This window comes from Streptomyces sp. NPDC057565 (assembly GCF_042801455.1).
In the GTDB taxonomy this organism is placed as follows: domain Bacteria; phylum Actinomycetota; class Actinomycetes; order Streptomycetales; family Streptomycetaceae; genus Streptomyces; species Streptomyces yanii.
On record NZ_JBHVFU010000102.1, the window covers coordinates 1 to 17,338 of the forward strand.

Genomic DNA, 17,338 nt, shown 5'->3' on the forward strand with positions numbered 1-17,338 from the left:
GTACGAGGACGACCCTCCGCCTTGCGATCGCACGCACCGGACGCCGCCGGGCCCGCCCTTCGGGCGGACGGCGGGACTTCCGACACACGCCCTAGTGCAAGGACAGCTCGCCGACCGTCTGACTCCCACTCATTTCGCCTGTCGGCCGGAATCCGAGCCCCAGGTAGAAACCTTCGGGGCCGTCTTCCCCTGGGTGCCAGGTGGTGGTCAGGCGGGTGCCGCCGCGACGGCGGATTTCAGCAGCCACGGACTCGACCGCGAAGCGACCGTAACCCCGACCCTGCTCACCGGCTGCGATGTTGAGGCGCCAGAGGCCGGATCGGATGTCCGTGCCCGTGCCATCGCCTGGCCAGTCGATGTCGAAGAAGGCCAGGAGAAAGCCGACGGCTCTGTCGTCGTCATGGATGAGACGGGGCCAGGCTATGCCGGGATGGACGTATGCCTCGGCCAGAGACTTCACGACTGGCGCGACCAAGTGTTCTTGTTCCGGGCGGACCCGCAAGCCGATCGCGACGTCGAAGTTGTCCGGGGTGATCTTCGCCAGACGGAGTGTGCTCGTCATGAAGGAACCATAAGAGGTCGCGCAGACAGGCGCGGTGGCGGACCCCGGCAGCACTACAGGCACAGGTGTTGGCGATTACGGAGTTGCGACGCTCTGTGATCACCGGGGGTCTGTGCTGTACGGGCATCATGGCTGACCGATCCGCTCCGGGACCCATTCGCCGCCCTGCTGCCGGAGCGGCCGGTCTACGCGCCTACCCATCCGCAGTGGTGCCTCGCCCGGGAGGGTGCGGGCCCGACGTGACCGCCTGCCCGGGGAGTCGCGTCCTGTGGCCGGAGGCCGGGAAGCTGTTGCTGATCTCTGTGCGGAGAAGGCCCCACGTCCGGAGGTCCTTCCATGACCGACAACCGACAGGGGCGTGTCACCGATCTCCCTGCTGAGGAGAGCCGGGCCGGGCCCGGCGGCGTGAGGAGTGGCGGGGGTGGAGGACCGCCGGGACCGTCAGGGCGCCGGGGGGTGGTGGCGGGGCGGTGGGAGACAGGCGGGAGACCAGGGCCGTCACAGCGGTCTCGGCGATCGTTGCGGGGCGCAGGGTCACGGTGCTCACCGGCGGATCGTTCTCGGCGTAGGCCCGGTCCTCGCTGGCGCAGACGAGGAGGAGGTCGTCGGGGATCCGCAGGCCGTGGCGGTCCGCCGCGGCCAGGACGTGGCGGCCGCCGCGGTCGTAGACCGTGTAGACCGCGTCGCAGGCGCGGGCGGCGAAGACCGCGTCGAAGCCGTGGCCCGGGGTGTCGTACGGGTCGAAGGCGATGAGCAGTGGCGTCCGGCCGTGCTCGTCGCACCACTGCTCGTACGCGCGGGTCACGGCCCGGGTGTAGTGCTCGTCGCCGTACCCGGCGTGCAGGGCGATCCGCCGGGCGCCCGAGGCCGCCAGGTGGCCGAGGACCTCGTGCGTGGTGGCGGTGTGGTCGTTGTCGACCCAGACGTCCCCCGGCTTCGGATCGACGGGCCGGCCGTCGAAGACGAGCGGGATCCCCCGGGCGCGCAGGGCACGCAGCACGGGGTCGTCCGTGGGGCTGTCGAGGAGCAGCATGCCGTCCACGGTGAGGGTGTGCCACAGCGTCTCGGCCCCGCGGGCGGCGGGGAGGATGGTCAGGGCGTAGCCGTGGGCGTGCGCGGTGGCGGTGGCGGCGGTGAGGAGCCGGGCGAAGTACGGGACTTCGAGAAAGTTCCAGGCCGATCCGGCGTAGGTCGTGACGGCCATGCCCAAGGTGCCCCCGGTCCGCGGGGTCCGTCGGGAGCCGTAGCCGAGCGCAGTGGCCACCTCGCGGACCCGGCGGCGCGTGGCATCGGCGAGCCGGCCGGTCCCGTTGAGAGCGTGCGAGACGGTTGCGGTGGAGACCTCCGCGGCGCGTGCCACATCGGCGACGGTGGGCCCTGGCATGGCGTCATCCTACGGATTCCGGTACGGATTCCGTCGTACGGGGCGGGTTCTGGTTACGGCGTTAATCAAAGAGGGTCCGGCCATTGCGAATGCAGCCCAACCCTTGGAGTGGTCATGTCTTCTTCTCTCGCCCGGCGGACCATGCTCGCCGCGGGCGCGGTCGGACTGGTAGGTGCGGCGGCCGGCCCTGCGGCCGCCGCGCAACGGAGCGCCGCGCACCGCAGTGCCGCGGCCCTGGTCGTCCACAACGCGCGGGTGTTCACCGGACTCCCCGGCGGCCGCCCCGTCGAGGCCGTGGCCGTCGGGCGCGACGGCCGGATTCTCGCCACCGGCCGGGGCCGCGAACTGCACCGCCTCGTCGGACGGGACACCGAGGTCGTCGACGCGCGCGGGGCGACCGTGATGAGCGGCATCCACGACGGCCATGTGCACCCGCTCGGCGCGGGCAGCAGTTCACTGCGCCCCTCCCTGGGGGGCGCCGAGACGACCGCCGAGGAACTCCTGGCGATCCTCACCGGTTTCCTCCAGAACACGCCCGGCCAGGAGCCCGACGGCTGGCTGGTGGTCTCGGACTGGAACCCGATCGGGCTGCTGCCGCAGGGCACCCTCCCCCACCACTCCCTGCTCGACGCCCTTCCTACCCGCCGCCCGGTCGCCCTCCTCGGGGCCGACGGCCACAACACCTGGGTCAACGCCCGCGCCCTGCAGATCGCAGGCATCACCGCGGCCACCCCCGATCCGGTGGGCGGAAAGATCGTGAAGGGGCCGGACGGGAAGCCCAGCGGGGTGCTCAAGGACGACGCCCAGCCCCTGGTGACCCGTCACATCCCGGAGCCGAGCGAGGCCGATCTGGTCGCCGCCTGCTCCCGGGTCCTCGCCCAGGCGGCGGCCTCCGGGGTGACCACGATGATGGACGCGTCGGTCCGGCAGAGCGGGTTGGCGACGTATCAGGCTCTGGCGAACGCGGGGACGTTGCCGCAGCGGATCGTCCCCGCGATCAGGATCGACGCCGAGCTGGCGAAGGACCCGGCGGCGGCGCTCGCGTACGCCCGCGGGCTGCAGCGCACTTTCGGGCACGTGCCGGGGCTGCGGTTCGGGATGGCCAAGGTGTTCCTTGACGGGGTCATCGAGTACCCGGCGCAGACGGCGGCGCTCCTGGCGCCCTATCTGGACGGCTCCGGACACCCGACGGACAACCGCGGTGAGCTGTATGTCTCCGGGCAGGATTACGGGCGGCTGGCCGCGGCCTTCAACCGGGCCGGCTGGCAGATGCATGCCCATGGGCTCGGCGACCGCGCGGTGCGCACGGCGCTCGACGGGTACGCCTACGCCCGGCGCACGACCGGGCTGCGCGACGCCCGGAACGCCATCGCTCACCTCCAGCTGGTGGACCCGGCGGACCTGGGGCGGTTCGCCGCACTGGACGTGGTGGCCTGCATGCAGCTCCAGTGGGCGGAACAGGACACGTGGACGATGGAGGCCCTCCTGCCGTACATCGGGCCCGAGCGGCACCGGTGGATGTACCCTGCCCGCTCCCTGGAGCGGCACGGGGCCCGGCTCTCGGGCGGTTCGGACTGGCCGGTGGACCCGCTCCAGGTGTGGAACCAGATCCGTACGGCGATCGACCGCACGGGCGCGGGGGGCGATGGGCCGCTCCACCGGGAGTTGGAGGGGTTGAGCCGTACGTCGGCGCTGCGGATGCACACCCACGGCACGGCATGGCAGCTGCGCATGGACCGGCTGACCGGAGCGGTCCGGCCCGGGCTGGCGGCCGATCTGATCGTTCTCGACCGTGATGTGACGGAATGCCCGGTGGCCGACATCAGCGACACCCGCGTCGAGCTGACTCTGGTGGGCGGCCGGGTCGTCCACGATGCGCAGTCATCGGCGGGCCGGGCCGCGGTCGCGCGACTCGACCGGGCCGCCGCCGCGCCCCGCCCGTCGGCGTACATGGCGGTGCACGGCGGACGGCACGGGGCCTGCGGCTGCGGCGACGGCCGACCGTAGCGGTCCGGCCTCCGTACGACCGCGTCCAGCATGCGGGCCCGCTCCCGGGCCCGCATGCAGACGGCGTCGTGTGGGTGATCAGCAGGAGGTGCGTCGCGGACTGCACCGGACCGGTCCTTGCCCTTGCCGGTCGACCGGGGGCGGCCCGGCAGCAAGCACCCCCTCATCGTCGACCGGCCCGGCACCCCGCTCGCCGTGTTGCGCGGTGACGGGAGCTTCACGGCCCTGTCCCGACTGTGTGCCATCCGGCGTTCGGCCGGAATTCGATGATTAGCCTGGCGGCGCTCTGGTGCTGCGACCGGAAAGGTTTGCCGGGAAGCTCGCGGCGTCCGGTGCGGTGCATCGCAAGGCGGAGGATCGCCCTCGTACTGGACGTACTCGGGTGATGCGACAACGCGGCGAGGTGCCGTGCCGGGCGTCGCGAGCCGGCAAACCTTTCCGGTCGCAGCACCAGACGCCCCCAGGGGCGTCGGAACAGTTGGGCAGAAGGGGGGAACAGACGTGGGCGGACGTGATGGGCACCCGGTGTCGCGCAGGCAGATACTCAGGCTGGCCGGGACGGGGCTGGGGCTGGTGGTTTTCGGGTCCGGGGTCGTGGGGTGCGGCCCCGAGGAGGAACTGGACGTGCCGGGCGGCAGTTCGACGCCGGGTGGGGAGAAGAACGGTGACAGTTTCACCACCCCGCCGCCGGGCACCGCGCCCAAGCCTCTGTGGCAGGCGGATACCGCAAACACCATTCTGTCCGGCATCGACGCGCTCGCGGTGATCGGGGACCTGGTCCTGGTGTCGGGCGACCCACTGGTGGGACGGGACATGGTCCGCGGCACGCAGAAGTGGTCGCGCGCCGGCGTCACCACGCCCGGCGCCAAACTCATCGTCGGCGGCGGAACGTTGTACCTCGCCAGCGCCGAGTACGACGGTGACGTGGTGGGTCTGGATCCGGCCACGGGCAAGGAGACCTGGCGGAGCCGTCTGGGCGAGAAATACCAGCAGCCGCGCCCGATCGCGGCCGACGACCGCCATGTGTACGTCCTCGCCGGCATCCTGGAGAAGGACTTCTCGACGCCGAACAACGTGGTCGCTGCGATCGACACCACGTCCGGCAAAATCGCCTGGCGTGAGCAGCGCGACGCGGGGACGGAGGAGCACGGCATCACCTCCGCGACCGTCGGGGGGCGCCTTGTCTACACGGATTACAGGGAGAATGTGACTGTCCGTGACACGGCGACAGGTCGGCAGTTGTGGACGAAGAAGATCAGTGAGTCCAACCGTCGTCACTTCGCCACGCACGAGGATCTGCTGATCGTGGCGGACGGCCGACGGCCGACGGCTGCGAGCTCTGGAGCTGGCGAGTGGCAAGGAACGCTGGTCGCTCGCGACGGAGGAGTTCAGCACGTTCAACGACCCGCATGTCCTGGACGGGGTGCTCTATGCGTCCGACAGTGTGCGCGGCATGTGGGCGGTGGACCCCGGTACAGGCAAGCAGATCTGGCACAACGAGGACCTGCTGGAGACAGCGACGCACGCGTGGCAGTTCGCCAAGGTGAACGGCACCCTGTACGGCGCGACCGAGTTCGACGAGGACGGCGGCGTGCACGCCTTCGACGCGGCGACCGGGAAGCTGCGCTGGACCTACAACGACAACGCCGGTGGGGTCGAGCGGTGGTACGTGATGGCGGCGGGCAACCGGCTGGCCGTGATGCACGGGAAGCGGCTGTACGCGCTACCCGCCGTGTGAAGATGCGTGCGGGGGTGGCGAGTTGCGGAACGGGCTGGTTCACGGCGTCGGCCTGACGGCCGGGCACGGGTGGCCGCGAGCACGCACCCCGTACGCGGAGTCGGTGTACGGACACGAGGAGTGGACGAGGCGCGAGGTGTTCCGTCACGCTGAGTGGTGAGTTCGGGGCGGTGTGAGGAGCTGTCACCGGCGCGGTACGGAGAGGGGAGCGGCGGATGATCATCGTCGACGGGGACGCGGCCGGGACCGAGCGTGCGGTTGGGAGCGGCGTCGATACACGGGCGGTTCCGGCGGGGGAGTGGGAGCGGGAGCCTCACCCGTCGGACAGTCTGCGCACGTTCGGCGCCGTCGTCCAGGCGCTGCGCGAACACGCGGGGCTCAGCCGGGTCGACCTCGGCTCCCGGGTCCAGTACTCCAAACACACCGTGGAGTCCGTGGAGTTGGGCCGCCGGATGCCGGACGAGGCCTTCGTGGAGCGCGCGGAGGAAGCCCTCGGCAACACCGGTGCGCTGCGCAGGGCCGCCCGCCATCTCAGTCGAGGTGAGGTGGGTCTCGCGGCGTGGTTCCGGCAATGGGCGCGGCTGGAGCGGGAGGCGGTGAGCCTGTGCACCTACGAGTGCAGACTGGTGCCGGGGTTGTTGCAGTCGGAGGCGTATGCGCGAGCGGTGTTCGAGGGCACGATCCCGCTGCGGACCGACGAGGAGCTGGAAGCGCAGCTCACCGCCCGGATGGAACGGCAGGCGATGATGCGGGAACGGCCGACCGTGCCGTTCAGCTTCATCGTCGAGGAGCACGTGTTCCGCCGGCGGTTCGGCGATGCGGACGCGATGCGCGAGCTGTTCGATCACGTCCTGGAGCGCAGCGCCCCGCGCAATGTGACGCTTCAGGTGGTTCCGCTGGAGGCCGGTCTGCACGCGTGTCTGGACGGGCCGGTGCAGGTGTTGGAGACCCTTGAGGGGCGGCGGCTCGGGTACTCCGAGGGTCAGAAGAACGGGCGGCTGATCTCCGATCCGAAAGAGGTGAGTGTGGTCTGCCGGCGCTATGAAACACTGCGCTCGCAGGCCTTGAGCCCCATGGATTCCCTGGCCTTGCTGGAGCGACTGCGAGGAGAGCGATGAGCAGCGGTATGACGGAACTCGCCTGGTTCAAGTCCAGCTACAGCGGCAGCGAGGGCGACAGTTGCGTGGAGGTCGCGATCGCCGAACAGACCGTGCTCGTACGGGACTCCAAGGATGTGACCCGCCCGGCTCTTGCGGTGGGCCGCGAAGGGTGGGGCCGGTTCGTGCGGTTCGCATCGGAGTGCTGAGCTCGGGGTGTGCAGTCCGCCGCCGAGGCGGGCGGCACACCGTGCGCGGTAGCGGTGCTGCCTCACGCCTCGTCAGCGGGGGCGTAGCCGAGGGCGGCACGGTTGATGTAGCGGTTGCCCAGGTCGGGCATCGGCGCGGGCGCCGGCTTCTGTGCGGCCGTCGCTGTGGACTTCTTCGCGGCCGTCTTCTTGCCGCCCGACCGCGCGGCGGGTATCGACTTCGGCTTCTTGGCGGCCGCCGTGCCACGTGCCTCGAACTTCTTCCGCAGCAGTGAGAGTTGCTCACGTTCCTGCGTGGTCAGGTCGGCGGGAAGAGCCTTGACGAGGGCCCCGGCCCGGCTGAGCATGTAGCGCGCCTGAGGCCGGCGCTTGGCGTTGATCGCCATGCGTATCACCCCGATGGTTTGCTGCAGTGCCTTGATCTTCGCTGCCTGGCGCCGGGGGAGCGGGAACTCGGCCCCGCTTCCACGGCGCTGCCCGGCGGCACGGGTCCTCCAGTCGGCGCCCGAGGTCAGCACGACGGCCGAGCGGGGGTTGCTGGTCTGGCTTCGACGTACCACGGGCGTTGGTTCCTTGGCTGAGGTCGACGGAGGCGGAGACGACGTCGCTCACGTTACCGTCCGGCTTCGTCCGGAACCGACCGGTGCCGGGGCGAGCGCCCGCACGGCCGGGGACGAGAGCGGTGAACGCCGGTACGCACGCCGGAGCGGGGAGGGGCCTGCCGGGGCCGGGAGCGCGGAGGGCACCGGCCGTCGCGGCCGGTGCCCTTTCGCGTGCGCAGCTCCGCTCGGGGAGCCCTGCGGCCGGTCCGCCTACGTGGTGAGGGCCGATTCCGGTCTGCCGTCGCGTCCGTGCGGCAGGGGCGCGGACTCCTCGTTCTCGGTGGAACGGCGGGCGTGGACCCCGATCATGCCGACGGAGGTCAGCAGCGCGGCGACGGCCGCCGCCACGCCGCACACCAGGAACGCGGTGCTGAAGCCGCTCCCCAGGGCGTCCAGGGCCAGACCGTGCGCTGCGGATCCCGGGGCGCCGGGCGGCAGGCTGTTCACGGCGATGGGCCCTCCGGCCTCGGCGATCCCGCGTGCCGCTGCCATCTGACCGGCCGGCAGGTCCGCGCCGGACAGGTTCGCCGCGAGCGCCGACCCCGCGTTGCTGAGGGCGACCGCGCCGACGACGACAGGGCCGAGGGCGAAGCCGAGGTCGCGCAGCATGTTGGTGGTGGCGCTGGCCATGCCCGCCAGGTTCAGGGGCACGCTGTTCAGCGCCACGGCCGTCACCGAGCTGACGGTCAGGGCGAAACCGATGCCGACCAGCAGGGCGGGCGCGACGAACGCGCCGAGTCCCGGGTCGGTGACGTCCAGCCGGGTGAACAGCAGGCAGCCGATCGCCATCAGGACGAATCCCGAGGTCAGCAGCCAGGACGCGGCGACCCGGTGGAGGAGCCGGGAGACGACCGGGATGAGCAGGAAGGCGGGCCCCTGGAGGAGCAGGAAGAGGATGGCGACGCGGATCGGGTCCTGATGCTGCACCGGGCCCATCCACATGCTCATCGCGAAGCAGGCGCCGAGGAAGGCGAGCATGCCGATGACGGCGACGACGGACGACACGGTGAAGGCCCGGTTGCGGAACAGCCTCAGGTCGAAGATCGGGGATTCGGCCCCCAGTTCCACCACGACGAACCCGGCGAGGAAGCATGCGCCGAGGGCGAAGGCGAGGATGACGGGAAGGGTGGTCCAGCCCGACTCGGGCCCCTCGACGGCGCCGTACAGCACCAGGACGAGACCGAGGGCGAAGGTGATCTGACCGGGTACGTCGAGCTTGCGGCCCTCGGGCGACTTCGACTCCGTGACCAGCACCAGCGTGAACACCATGCTGACCAGAGCGAGTCCGACGAGCACCCAGAAGGAACCGCGCCACGATCCGACCTTGGCGAACATGCCGCCGAGCAGAGGTGAGACGGCGGCGCCGGCGGACAGGAAGCCGCTCCAGACTGCCACCGCGTGCGCCCGTTCCCGCATGGTGCGGGTGACGGCGGTGATCGCGGTGAGCGAGCCGGGGAACATGGCGCCGGCGCCCAGTCCGTTCAGGGCGGCGCCGATCCACAGAACCTGGACGGTGGGCGCGAGCGCGGCCACGACACTGCCCACGGCGACCATGCCCGTGCCGACCACGATCAGCCTTCGTCGTCCGAAGAGGTCGCCGAGCACACCGAAGGTGAACTCGAAGCAGACCACGGCGATCATGAACGCGGCCGTGATCCAGGTGAGCTGGGAACCGTGCGTGTTCAGGTCCCGCTGGAAGAGTCCGAGGAGCGAGGCCGGCAGCGCGTTCGCGACCTGGGCCACGAAGACCGCGCAGCAGGCGGCAGCCAGTGTTCCCGCGTAGCCCGGTGCCCGGGCGGCCCCCGCGGTCGGGCCCGGGGACGTCGTCGTCCCGTTGTTGAGCGTCATTGCTGTTCTCCCTGGCTGGGAAAGGTGGGCGTCCCGGAAGGGGGAGCCCTGAGAGCGTGGAAGGGCTCGGCTCTGCGTGCGCGGTGGGGGAGAGGGGCACGACGCGAGTCGGGCGCGATGTCGTGGAGAATGACATTCGCTTTACGCCACGTCAATGATGTGTGCACTATCCCAGGTGAGCGATCTTGTTGTAAGTCCAGTGATCGCCATGTCGCACCACCAGGGGCTCAGTGCTGCTCGGCCAGGTCCTTCTCCAGGGAGTGCGCCGCGGCGTCCAGAGCGGCCACCAGGGACTGGAGGCGGTGCGGGTCGTAGCGCACGCTGGGCATCGACACCGACAGACCGGCCAGCGCGGTGCCGTCCTGGTCGCGCACCGGCACGCCGACGGCGACGAGACCGCGTTCGGAGCGCTCCTTGTTGACGGCGAACCCGTTGCGGCGCAGACGCCTGAGCTCCGTCCGCAGCCGGGCGAGATCCGGGCGGTCGGCCGGGCGGTCGCGGTAGCGCTCGGGGGCGTAGACCTCCTCCAGTTCCTCGTCGGTGAGGTCGGCGAGCAGGAGCAGTCCCGCCGTGGTGCGGTGGGCCGGGAACACCATGCCCTCCCGGGAGCCGACCCGCAGCGCCTGCCGGCACTCGACGCTGGCGATGAACCGGGCCGTGTCCCCGGTGCGCACGGTCAGGTTCGCGGTCTCGTCCAGAAGATCGACGACCCGGTGCAGATGGGGCAGGGCCGCAGCGCGCAGCCGCGACACGAGGGACTGCGAGTGCGCGGCGAGTTCCAGCACCGGCCCCGCACGGTAGACGCGGCCCTCGTCCTGCACGGCGAAGTCCCGGTAGACGAGCATCGCCAGGACCCGGTGGGCTGTCGACCTGGCGACGCCCAGCCGCTCCGCGATCTGCGACACGGTGGCGCCGCCCTCCATCTGCAGGATGGTCGCCGCTCGCAGCGCGTGGTCCACGCTGGCGATGGGGTACGGCGGCGGTGTCTTGAGCGGTTTGTCCATGGCATGTCCCTTCGGGTTCTGCTCTCCAGAATCTCCATGCTCTCCTGGAAGACACGGTGCACGCTGGGCCCGCGACTCGGTCCTCCCTCGCCCGAGACATCGCCGCGGGTTCCCCGGTCCGGCTCCAGGCCGTCTCCGCGGAGGGGCAACCCAAGGTCACCTTGGCGCTCGAAGAGCTGTATCGGGGCTTCGAACAGGAACTACTCGTACCGCTGTGGACTTCGATTTACGTCGCGTCAAGGGTTGGTGCAAAGCGTATGGGGTGAAGCCGGTATGTACGCTGCGACGTGCAGTGGCGCGTTAGGATCCAGTCATGGCGAACCTACGTGAGGCGCAGAAGCAGATGACGCGCCGTCTGCTGCTGGAGTCAGGACTCGAGCAGTTCAAGACGAAGGGGTACGCCACCACCACGGTCGACGACATCGCGACTGCGGCGGGCACCACGCGAGTGACCTTCTACGCCTACTTCCCCTCCCGTAGCGAACTGATGAAGGCACTCATCGACGAGCAGCTCAACGATGCGCTGCAGCGAGTCAGTTCTCCCGAGCACGGCTCCACGGCACAGAGCCTCGTCGCCACCGTGGTCGACGGGACGCCGGAGGCGATCACGGCGTGGTTGCGGCGAACCGCTGACAGTTGGCCGGCCATCCGACCGATCATCCGCGCCGGCCGCGATGCCGCGGTGGTCGATCCAGAACTCACCGACCTGGTCGAGCGATGGATGGAGGAGGCCATCAGCGACATCGAGGACGGACTGGCGACGGCTGGGCGCTTCGAGCCCCATCAACGCCGCTTCCGGGGCGTTCTCGCGATGGCCGAGCTCGACTTCGTCGCCCAGAACTGGGATCGTGCCGACTGGAAGCTCACGCGTGACCAGATGCTCGACGAGCTCAGCGCCAGTTGGGTACGGCTACTGACCTGACCTGACCTGACCTGACCTGACCGCGCCCGCGGGACGGAGGGCAGGGCCGTGCTGTTCAAGCCGTACGGAAACATCGACGCGTGGCCGATTCGCCTCGGTGTCAAAGACGCGCCGTGACATCGAAGAGCAGCGCCCGAAACCATTCGATGAAGTACTGATCAGCCAGTCGGGGGTTCCAGACCAGATCGATCCCGAGGCCGGGAAGGGGGAACGGGAACTCCTCGATCCGCAGGTCGGCGAGCGTCTGCATGGCGGCTGCGACTCGGTAGCGAAGGAGAGCGACGCCGCCCGCGCGTGCGACCAGGAAAGGTACCAACAGATAGTCGGAGATCAACTGACCGACGCGATAGGGGACACCCTTTTCCTCCAGCACCGAATAGGGGAAGACCCGCCGGTCGGTGTCGACGACGATGTGCGGCTGTGTGCTCAGGAGGTCGAGCGCGCTTGCTTCCGGTGGAGTGTCCGGTGAGGCCACCACCACACAGCGGTCGTTGTACAGTCGCTCGCGCGGATACGGTGAGAAGTGCCCCTCGGAGATCAGCACGACGTCGACGCCCTGGTCGGTGAAGGTGGCCTCGGTCGGCACCGTGATCGTGCGCAGACGCAACGTGGCGCGAGGAGCACGCTCGGCCATGAGCCGCGTGAGTTGAGGGCCGACGACGAACGCCGTGCTGTTCGTCATGGCGATGGTGATGACGCGCTGATCCGTGGCGGGGTCGAAGCAGGGGAAGTTCACGACGTGTGCCGCCTGTTGCAGGGCACTGCGCAGCGGCGCGATCAGCTCCAGCGCCCTCGGGGTCAGCGTGACGCCCGTCCCCTGCCGGACGACGAGGTCGTCACCCAGCAGACGCCGCATTCTCGTGAGGGCGTGACTCATCGCCGGCTGTGACAGACCGACTCGTTCCGCCGCCCTGGTCACCGAACCCTCCTCGAGGAGCGCGAGGAGGGGCACCAACAGGTTGAGGTTGACCGATGCCAGTCGATCCAGCCCCGAACCCGTGGTTCCCTCTCCGTCGTCGCCCATGGAGCAAACCCTACGAGGCCGGCTGGGTCATACGACGCAGTCGGGGGATCGGGATCCGGTAGTTGAGCGCCGCAGCCACGCCGGTGCCGTCATCGTGTGACCAGCGCATCAACGCCGGCCCACCACCGGGCCCTCCGTCGACGTATGTCGGTGGCCCTTCCAGCGGCAGATGGCCCACCGCCTTGAGGCTCAGCCCGAACTGCTCGGTCCAGAAGTACGGCTGAAACCGGAGCGGCGGCGCGTCGTCGCCGCGGACAAGCGCCCTGGCGGCGACCTTCGCCTGCTCGATCGCACTGCTCCAGAGGGGGATGCGGCGCAGGCCGTACGGGGTGGGGAAGGCCGCGAGGTCACCGACGGCCGCGACGTCGGGGCGAACGAGCCCACGCGAGTCGACCGGGACGGCACCCTTCGCCGCAAGTCCCGTGTCCGCGAGCCACTCCGTGTTGGGCACGTCGCCGACGGCGGTCATCAGAACCTCTGCCTCGAGGACCGCGCCGTCGTCAAGGACGACCCGAGCGTTCCCCTCACGCCGTTCGAGCCGTGCCGACCCGGTGTCGACGATGGTGAGCCCCACGTCCAGCGCGGCCTTGACGAAGACGTCGGCGAGGTACGAACCGAGCTGGACAATCAGTGGCACCCCTTGGGAGACGAGGGTGACCCGACAGCCGGCGGCCAGGCACCCCGAGGCGATCTCCATTCCGAGCGGGCCTCCGCCGACCACGATGACCGACGGCCGGCCCGTCAACCGGTTTCGCAGGGACAGCGCGTCATCGAGTCCACGCAAGGTGAGCTCCTCGGGAAGGTCGGACAACCGTCGCGCCCGGGAGCCAGTGGCCAGGACGACGCGGTCGTACGGCAGAGCCGTACCGTCGTCGAGAGTGACGAGCCGACGATCGAGATCGAGTCCGGTCGCACGTACGCCCAGAAGTTCGGCCGCCCCGTGGCCGGTCGGCGCAAGCTCGTGCGACGACATGCCATCGCCGTCCAGCAGGAGCGCTTTCGACAGGGCTGGGCGGCTGTACGCCGGGTGCGGTTCGTCGCCGACGATGGTCAGCTCACCATCGAAGCCGGCCTCACGGAGCGTGTCGGCCGCGGTGAGCCCGGCAATCCCGTTGCCGACAACAACAACGCGGTCCATCGAGCCGCCGCTCATGCGACCCTCAGCGCCGCGACCGGACACACCCGGACAGCGGCGTTCGCCAGGGCGGCGTCGGCTTCACCGACGTCCTCGCGGTCCAGTACGAGCTCGCCGTCGTCGTCGAGGTGCATGAGCTGGGGGGCAGCCTCCTCGCACAGGCCGTGCCCCTCGCAGCGGGGGCGGTCAAGAACGATCTTCATACGGGGATCACTTCCAGGACGGGGAGCTCTTCGATGCTCCGGGTGATGTTGCTGGGAAGACGGACCTCGGGCCCGACGACGAGGCGCTTGACGCGCCGGGAAAGCGCTTCGATCACAGCGTGAGCCTCCAGGCGGGCGAGTCCTTGGCCCGCGCAGCCGTGAGGGCCGTAGCCGAACGAGAGATGGTCGACCGGATTGCGCCCGACGAGGAAGGCATCCGGGTTCTCGTAGTGCCGGGGGTCGCGGTTGCCGGCGCCGAACAGGATCGCGATCTGCGCGCCTGCGGGGATGACGACCCCGTCGATGTCGACGTCCTTGGTGGCGCGTCGGCCCCAGGCGTGGACGGGAGCCCAGAAGCGCAGCACCTCGTTGAACGCCCCCGGCACCAGCGACGGATCCTTGCGGACCAGGCCGAGCTGGTCGGGGTGCGAGCCGAAGAGGGCGACGACGTTGCCGATCGCCGCCACGGTGGTGTCGACGCCGGCACCCAGGTACTGGTGGATGATGTGGCCGGCCGTGTTCGGCGGGATGGCGCCCCGTGCCTCGGCGTCGAAGATGCCTCGACCCACGGACCCTTCGGCCAGGTCGGCGGCCTTGACCTGGGAGCACCAGCTGTAGAGCTCGCCGGCGATCGGGAAGCTGTCGGCCGTGCGCTGGTTCATCGGACCGATGACCTGCATGGCGGCCTGCCCCCAGCGCAACATGTTGTCGCGCACGTGGCCCGTGAAGCCGATCAGGTCCGCGACGACCTCCAGCGGGAATGCTCGGGCGAGGGCGTCGATCGCCTCGAAGGAGCCCTTCTCGGCGAGCTCCGCGACGAGAGCGTCGGCCTTCGCCTCGATCCGGCCCTTGAGACCACGCAGCGCACGCGGTGAGAGATTCTCGGTGAGCGTGGCGCGCAGTTGCGTGTGCACCGGCGGATCGGACGCGAGCGACGTGCCGGTGAGCGCCTCGTTGGCCATCGGGTTGAACCCGATGGAGGTCGAGGAGAACGACTCCCAGTCCGCGAGTGCGCCACGAATGGCGTCGTACCGCGTCAACGCGTAGACGTCGTTCTTCCAGAGGTGGACGACGGAGCCCTGCTCCCGCAATTCGGCGTAAGCGGGACAGGGGTCGAGTACGACCTCGTCGGCGAAGAGGTCGATGTCGGAGATGGGTGGGGTGGTCATGCCGCCAGTGAAGTGGCTGGCCTCACCCACAACAAGTGAATGATTTACATGCTGTTACATGCATGCCGTTCATGCTTTCGCGAAGGACGCGAGGTCGTTGTCCCGGTCGGCTTCGGAGTGCCGGACCTGCGCCGCACGCCCGCCTGGTATCGGCCGACAAGTGGCGGCTCAGGGCGTCGCACGGAGTCTCGGCCGCGGCCCGACGGCAGCCGTCAAGCGGCCGGTCCCGACTTACCCGTCCTACCTTCCGTGCATTGTTTTTCCTTGATGTTCGTTTCATTGACACCGTGTAAACCGAATGGCTACCGTGACTGCAGCCACAGGGTGCTGTGCACCCCACCCCGGAGACGTGAGGCAGGCATGAGCGTCAAGAGCAACACCGTGAACACCGTCCTGGGCCCGGTGCCGGCTGAGGAGCTGGGCGTCGTATCGGTCCACGAGGCGCTGCTGTCGGTGGTTCCGGGCGCGGAGTACGCCTTCGACATCACCATCGACCGCGCCGAGATCTTCGAGACCCTCGCTGCGAAGCTGAAGGACTTCCGCGCCCACGGCGGCGGCACGATCGTCGACAGCACCGGCATGTTCCACGGCCGGGATGTCCGGCTGTACGAGACTCTCTCCCGCACGACCGGCGTGCACATCGTCGCCTCGACGGGGCAGGGCCCGGAGGAGCTGCTCGGCGGCTACTTCCTCACGCCGCAGACCAACCCGCCGACGCCGTGGCCGGCCGAGAAGTTCGCCGATCTGTTCACCGAGGAGATCGCCGAGGGCATGGTGGTCCCGCGTGTGGAGCGACGCGGCGCCGCCGGCCTGGTGGTCACCACCGCGACCCTCGAGGGCATGACCGCGACCGACGAGAGCCTGTTCCGCGGTGCGGCCCGGACCGCCCTGAGTACCGGCGTCGCGGTCTCCATCCGCTACGGGAGCGACGCCGTCCACGACCTCGGCATCGTCCTGGAGGAGAAGCTGCCGGCCGACCGCGTCGTCGTCGGCGGACTCGACCGCAAGGACGCCGTCGCCGCCGGTGCGCCCCTCGGGATCGCCCGCCGCGGCGCCCATGTCGCACTCGACCACGTCGGCCTGGAGGACGAGGCCCACATCACGGATGGCGAGCGTGCCGCCCTCGTCGCCGACCTCGTGCAGGCCGGCTTCGGCGACCGGATCCTGCTCTCGAGCAACGCGACCGGGGTGGCGAAGGGCCACCCCGCCAACGACCTGCCGTACAGCTACGTCCTGACCACCTTCGTCCCGCTCCTGAAGGCACAGGGCCTCAGCGACGAGGACGTGCAGCGGATTCTCGTGGAGAACCCGCGCGACCTGCTGTCGGTGCGCTGAGCGCGCCAGCACGAACGACCATCGATTTTCTTTCGTCAAAGGTGAGTGTTGTGTCGAGAGTGAACACCGTCCTGGGGCCGGTCCCGGCCGAGGAGTTGGGTCTCGTGGCCATTCACGAGCACATTGGCTACGGCATGCCCGGCTCCGAACTGGACACGAAGTGGTGGAAGGCCCCCGAGCAGCGGTACGAGGAGACCGTCCCGAAGCTGCGCACGTTCCACGAGCACGGCGGCGGCACCTTCGTCGACGCGACCGGGATCTGCAACGGCCGTGACGTCGACTACTACAAGTCGCTGTCCGCGAAGACCGGCGTCCACATCGTCGCCTGCACCGGCTTCGTCGGCGGCGACACCGCCCTGCCGCACTTCGCCCGGGCCGACGTGGACTATCTGACCCAGCAGTTCGTCCACGAGATCACCGTCGGCATCGGTGACACCGGCAGCCTCGCCGGTGTCATCAAGGTCGGGGTGAGCCGCGGCGGCCGTATGACCGATCTGGACAAGCGCATCTACCGCGCCGCGGCCCGCGCCTCGCTCACCACGGGCGTGCCGATCCTGACCCACCTCGCGATCGACGCCGAGAACGCGATCGCGATCTTCGACGAAGAGGGCCTTCCCCTGGACCGCGTCCTGTTCGGGCATGTCGACGACGGTGTGAACGCCGACAGGACGCGCGATGTCTGGATCGCGGAGCAGGGCGGTCGCATCGGCTTCGACACCTTCGGCTACGAGACCGAGCTGCCGGACCCGCCGTTCTGGGCCCGCCCCCGCAAGGAGCGGCTGGACCACTTCCTCCGGTTCATCGGCGAAGGCCGACTGAAGCAGGTACTCGCCTCCGCCGACGCCAACTGCAGCCCGCTGGGCTGGCCGGGCGTGAAGGGACACACCGTCAACTACATCTTCGAGGACCTCATCCCGGACCTCCGCGCTGCCGGTCTCGACGAGGCCGCGATCAAAACGATCTTCGTCGACAACCCGGCCGACTTCCTGACCATCCAGAAGTAGAGAGAACATCCCAATGCCGTTGTCAAACCGCGGGTGCGACACTCGGTGCGGATTGGTAGCACGCTCCGTCACGGATCATCGCCCAGAGGACGTTC

The 17,338-nt window shown here is 69.7% G+C and carries 16 protein-coding genes and 1 pseudogene; 8 read left to right on the forward strand and 9 right to left on the reverse strand.

Going from position 1 to position 17,338, the window contains the following annotated elements:
* Positions 1–91: 91 nt before the first annotated feature.
* Both ACFU8W_RS49965 and ACFU8W_RS49970 read right to left on the reverse strand, forming a co-directional pair.
* On the reverse strand, positions 92–562 hold the full coding sequence (locus ACFU8W_RS49965; protein WP_384052501.1) for a GNAT family N-acetyltransferase: 471 nt from the start codon (positions 560–562) through the stop codon (positions 92–94).
* 361 nt (positions 563–923) lie between these two features.
* Complete coding sequence (locus ACFU8W_RS49970) at positions 924–1,946, reverse strand: LacI family DNA-binding transcriptional regulator (RefSeq protein ID WP_384052502.1); 1,023 nt, start codon at positions 1,944–1,946, stop codon at positions 924–926.
* A 114-nt stretch (positions 1,947–2,060) separates the two neighbouring features.
* Here ACFU8W_RS49970 and ACFU8W_RS49975 point away from each other — a divergent pair, with 114 nt between their 5' ends.
* The 5 genes and pseudogenes from ACFU8W_RS49975 to ACFU8W_RS49995 all read left to right on the forward strand — a co-directional run bounded on the left by ACFU8W_RS49975 (position 2,061) and on the right by ACFU8W_RS49995 (position 6,997).
* Complete coding sequence (locus ACFU8W_RS49975; RefSeq protein WP_384052503.1) at positions 2,061–3,953, forward strand: amidohydrolase; 1,893 nt, start codon at positions 2,061–2,063, stop codon at positions 3,951–3,953.
* An 813-nt stretch (positions 3,954–4,766) separates the two neighbouring features.
* Positions 4,767–4,838: pseudogene (locus ACFU8W_RS49980) on the forward strand (hypothetical protein); the annotation flags it as partial.
* A gap of 460 nt (positions 4,839–5,298) precedes the next feature.
* A complete protein-coding gene (locus ACFU8W_RS49985; RefSeq protein ID WP_384052515.1) occupies positions 5,299–5,691 on the forward strand; it encodes a PQQ-binding-like beta-propeller repeat protein in 393 nt (130 codons plus the stop codon).
* A gap of 215 nt (positions 5,692–5,906) precedes the next feature.
* Positions 5,907–6,809 (forward strand): helix-turn-helix domain-containing protein, encoded by a 903-nt coding sequence (locus ACFU8W_RS49990; protein ID WP_384052504.1) that lies wholly within the window; start codon positions 5,907–5,909, stop codon positions 6,807–6,809.
* A complete protein-coding gene (locus ACFU8W_RS49995) occupies positions 6,806–6,997 on the forward strand; it encodes a DUF397 domain-containing protein (RefSeq protein WP_384052505.1) in 192 nt (63 codons plus the stop codon). The genes ACFU8W_RS49990 and ACFU8W_RS49995 overlap by 4 nt, the downstream gene beginning before the upstream one ends.
* A gap of 62 nt (positions 6,998–7,059) precedes the next feature.
* Here ACFU8W_RS49995 and ACFU8W_RS50000 read toward each other — a convergent pair whose 3' ends face one another.
* From ACFU8W_RS50000 to ACFU8W_RS50010, 3 genes are all read right to left on the reverse strand, one after another.
* A complete protein-coding gene (locus ACFU8W_RS50000) occupies positions 7,060–7,557 on the reverse strand; it encodes a hypothetical protein (protein WP_384052506.1) in 498 nt (165 codons plus the stop codon).
* A gap of 252 nt (positions 7,558–7,809) precedes the next feature.
* Positions 7,810–9,447, reverse strand: a complete 1,638-nt coding sequence (locus tag ACFU8W_RS50005; RefSeq protein ID WP_384052507.1) for an MFS transporter — start codon at positions 9,445–9,447, stop codon at positions 7,810–7,812.
* Between the two features lie 227 nt (positions 9,448–9,674).
* Positions 9,675–10,451: an IclR family transcriptional regulator gene (locus ACFU8W_RS50010; protein ID WP_384052508.1), complete on the reverse strand. Its 777-nt coding sequence runs from the start codon at positions 10,449–10,451 to the stop codon at positions 9,675–9,677.
* A gap of 313 nt (positions 10,452–10,764) precedes the next feature.
* Between ACFU8W_RS50010 and ACFU8W_RS50015 the strand changes: the two genes are divergently transcribed.
* Positions 10,765–11,373: a TetR/AcrR family transcriptional regulator gene (locus ACFU8W_RS50015; protein WP_345514240.1), complete on the forward strand. Its 609-nt coding sequence runs from the start codon at positions 10,765–10,767 to the stop codon at positions 11,371–11,373.
* 100 nt (positions 11,374–11,473) lie between these two features.
* On the opposite strand, the gene ACFU8W_RS50020 is transcribed toward ACFU8W_RS50015, so the two are convergent.
* From ACFU8W_RS50020 to ACFU8W_RS50035, 4 genes are read right to left on the reverse strand one after another with little or no spacing between them, the layout of a single operon-like run.
* Positions 11,474–12,397, reverse strand: a complete 924-nt coding sequence (locus ACFU8W_RS50020) for a LysR family transcriptional regulator (protein WP_384052509.1) — start codon at positions 12,395–12,397, stop codon at positions 11,474–11,476.
* Positions 12,398–12,407: 10 nt separating this feature from the next.
* Positions 12,408–13,535, reverse strand: coding sequence for an NAD(P)/FAD-dependent oxidoreductase (locus ACFU8W_RS50025; protein WP_384052510.1), 1,128 nt, complete (start codon positions 13,533–13,535; stop codon positions 12,408–12,410).
* Between the two features lie 11 nt (positions 13,536–13,546).
* Entirely contained in the window at positions 13,547–13,735 is a 189-nt protein-coding gene (locus ACFU8W_RS50030) for a ferredoxin (RefSeq protein ID WP_384052511.1), read from the reverse strand.
* Positions 13,732–14,904 (reverse strand): cytochrome P450, encoded by a 1,173-nt coding sequence (locus tag ACFU8W_RS50035; RefSeq protein WP_384052512.1) that lies wholly within the window; start codon positions 14,902–14,904, stop codon positions 13,732–13,734. The genes ACFU8W_RS50030 and ACFU8W_RS50035 overlap by 4 nt, the downstream gene beginning before the upstream one ends.
* A gap of 360 nt (positions 14,905–15,264) precedes the next feature.
* Here ACFU8W_RS50035 and ACFU8W_RS50040 point away from each other — a divergent pair, with 360 nt between their 5' ends.
* Together ACFU8W_RS50040 and ACFU8W_RS50045 are read left to right on the forward strand one after the other, a co-directional pair.
* Positions 15,265–16,239, forward strand: a complete 975-nt coding sequence (locus ACFU8W_RS50040) for a phosphotriesterase (protein ID WP_384052513.1) — start codon at positions 15,265–15,267, stop codon at positions 16,237–16,239.
* Positions 16,240–16,289: 50 nt separating this feature from the next.
* On the forward strand, positions 16,290–17,243 hold the full coding sequence (locus tag ACFU8W_RS50045; protein WP_384052514.1) for a phosphotriesterase: 954 nt from the start codon (positions 16,290–16,292) through the stop codon (positions 17,241–17,243).
* Positions 17,244–17,338: the final 95 nt, after the last annotated feature.

Coding starts and splice junctions, on each gene's coding strand:
- ACFU8W_RS50035 (WP_384052512.1), bottom strand. CDS start 14,904: ATGACCACCCCACCCATCTCCGACATCGACCTCTTCGCCGACGAGGTC.
- ACFU8W_RS49990 (WP_384052504.1), top strand. CDS start 5,907: ATGATCATCGTCGACGGGGACGCGGCCGGGACCGAGCGTGCGGTTGGG.
- ACFU8W_RS49995 (WP_384052505.1), top strand. CDS start 6,806: ATGAGCAGCGGTATGACGGAACTCGCCTGGTTCAAGTCCAGCTACAGC.
- ACFU8W_RS49965 (WP_384052501.1), bottom strand. CDS start 562: ATGACGAGCACACTCCGTCTGGCGAAGATCACCCCGGACAACTTCGAC.
- ACFU8W_RS50030 (WP_384052511.1), bottom strand. CDS start 13,735: ATGAAGATCGTTCTTGACCGCCCCCGCTGCGAGGGGCACGGCCTGTGC.
- ACFU8W_RS49975 (WP_384052503.1), top strand. CDS start 2,061: ATGTCTTCTTCTCTCGCCCGGCGGACCATGCTCGCCGCGGGCGCGGTC.
- ACFU8W_RS49970 (WP_384052502.1), bottom strand. CDS start 1,946: ATGCCAGGGCCCACCGTCGCCGATGTGGCACGCGCCGCGGAGGTCTCC.
- ACFU8W_RS50005 (WP_384052507.1), bottom strand. CDS start 9,447: ATGACGCTCAACAACGGGACGACGACGTCCCCGGGCCCGACCGCGGGG.
- ACFU8W_RS50040 (WP_384052513.1), top strand. CDS start 15,265: ATGAGCGTCAAGAGCAACACCGTGAACACCGTCCTGGGCCCGGTGCCG.
- ACFU8W_RS50010 (WP_384052508.1), bottom strand. CDS start 10,451: ATGGACAAACCGCTCAAGACACCGCCGCCGTACCCCATCGCCAGCGTG.
- ACFU8W_RS50015 (WP_345514240.1), top strand. CDS start 10,765: ATGGCGAACCTACGTGAGGCGCAGAAGCAGATGACGCGCCGTCTGCTG.
- ACFU8W_RS50025 (WP_384052510.1), bottom strand. CDS start 13,535: ATGGACCGCGTTGTTGTTGTCGGCAACGGGATTGCCGGGCTCACCGCG.
- ACFU8W_RS50020 (WP_384052509.1), bottom strand. CDS start 12,397: ATGGGCGACGACGGAGAGGGAACCACGGGTTCGGGGCTGGATCGACTG.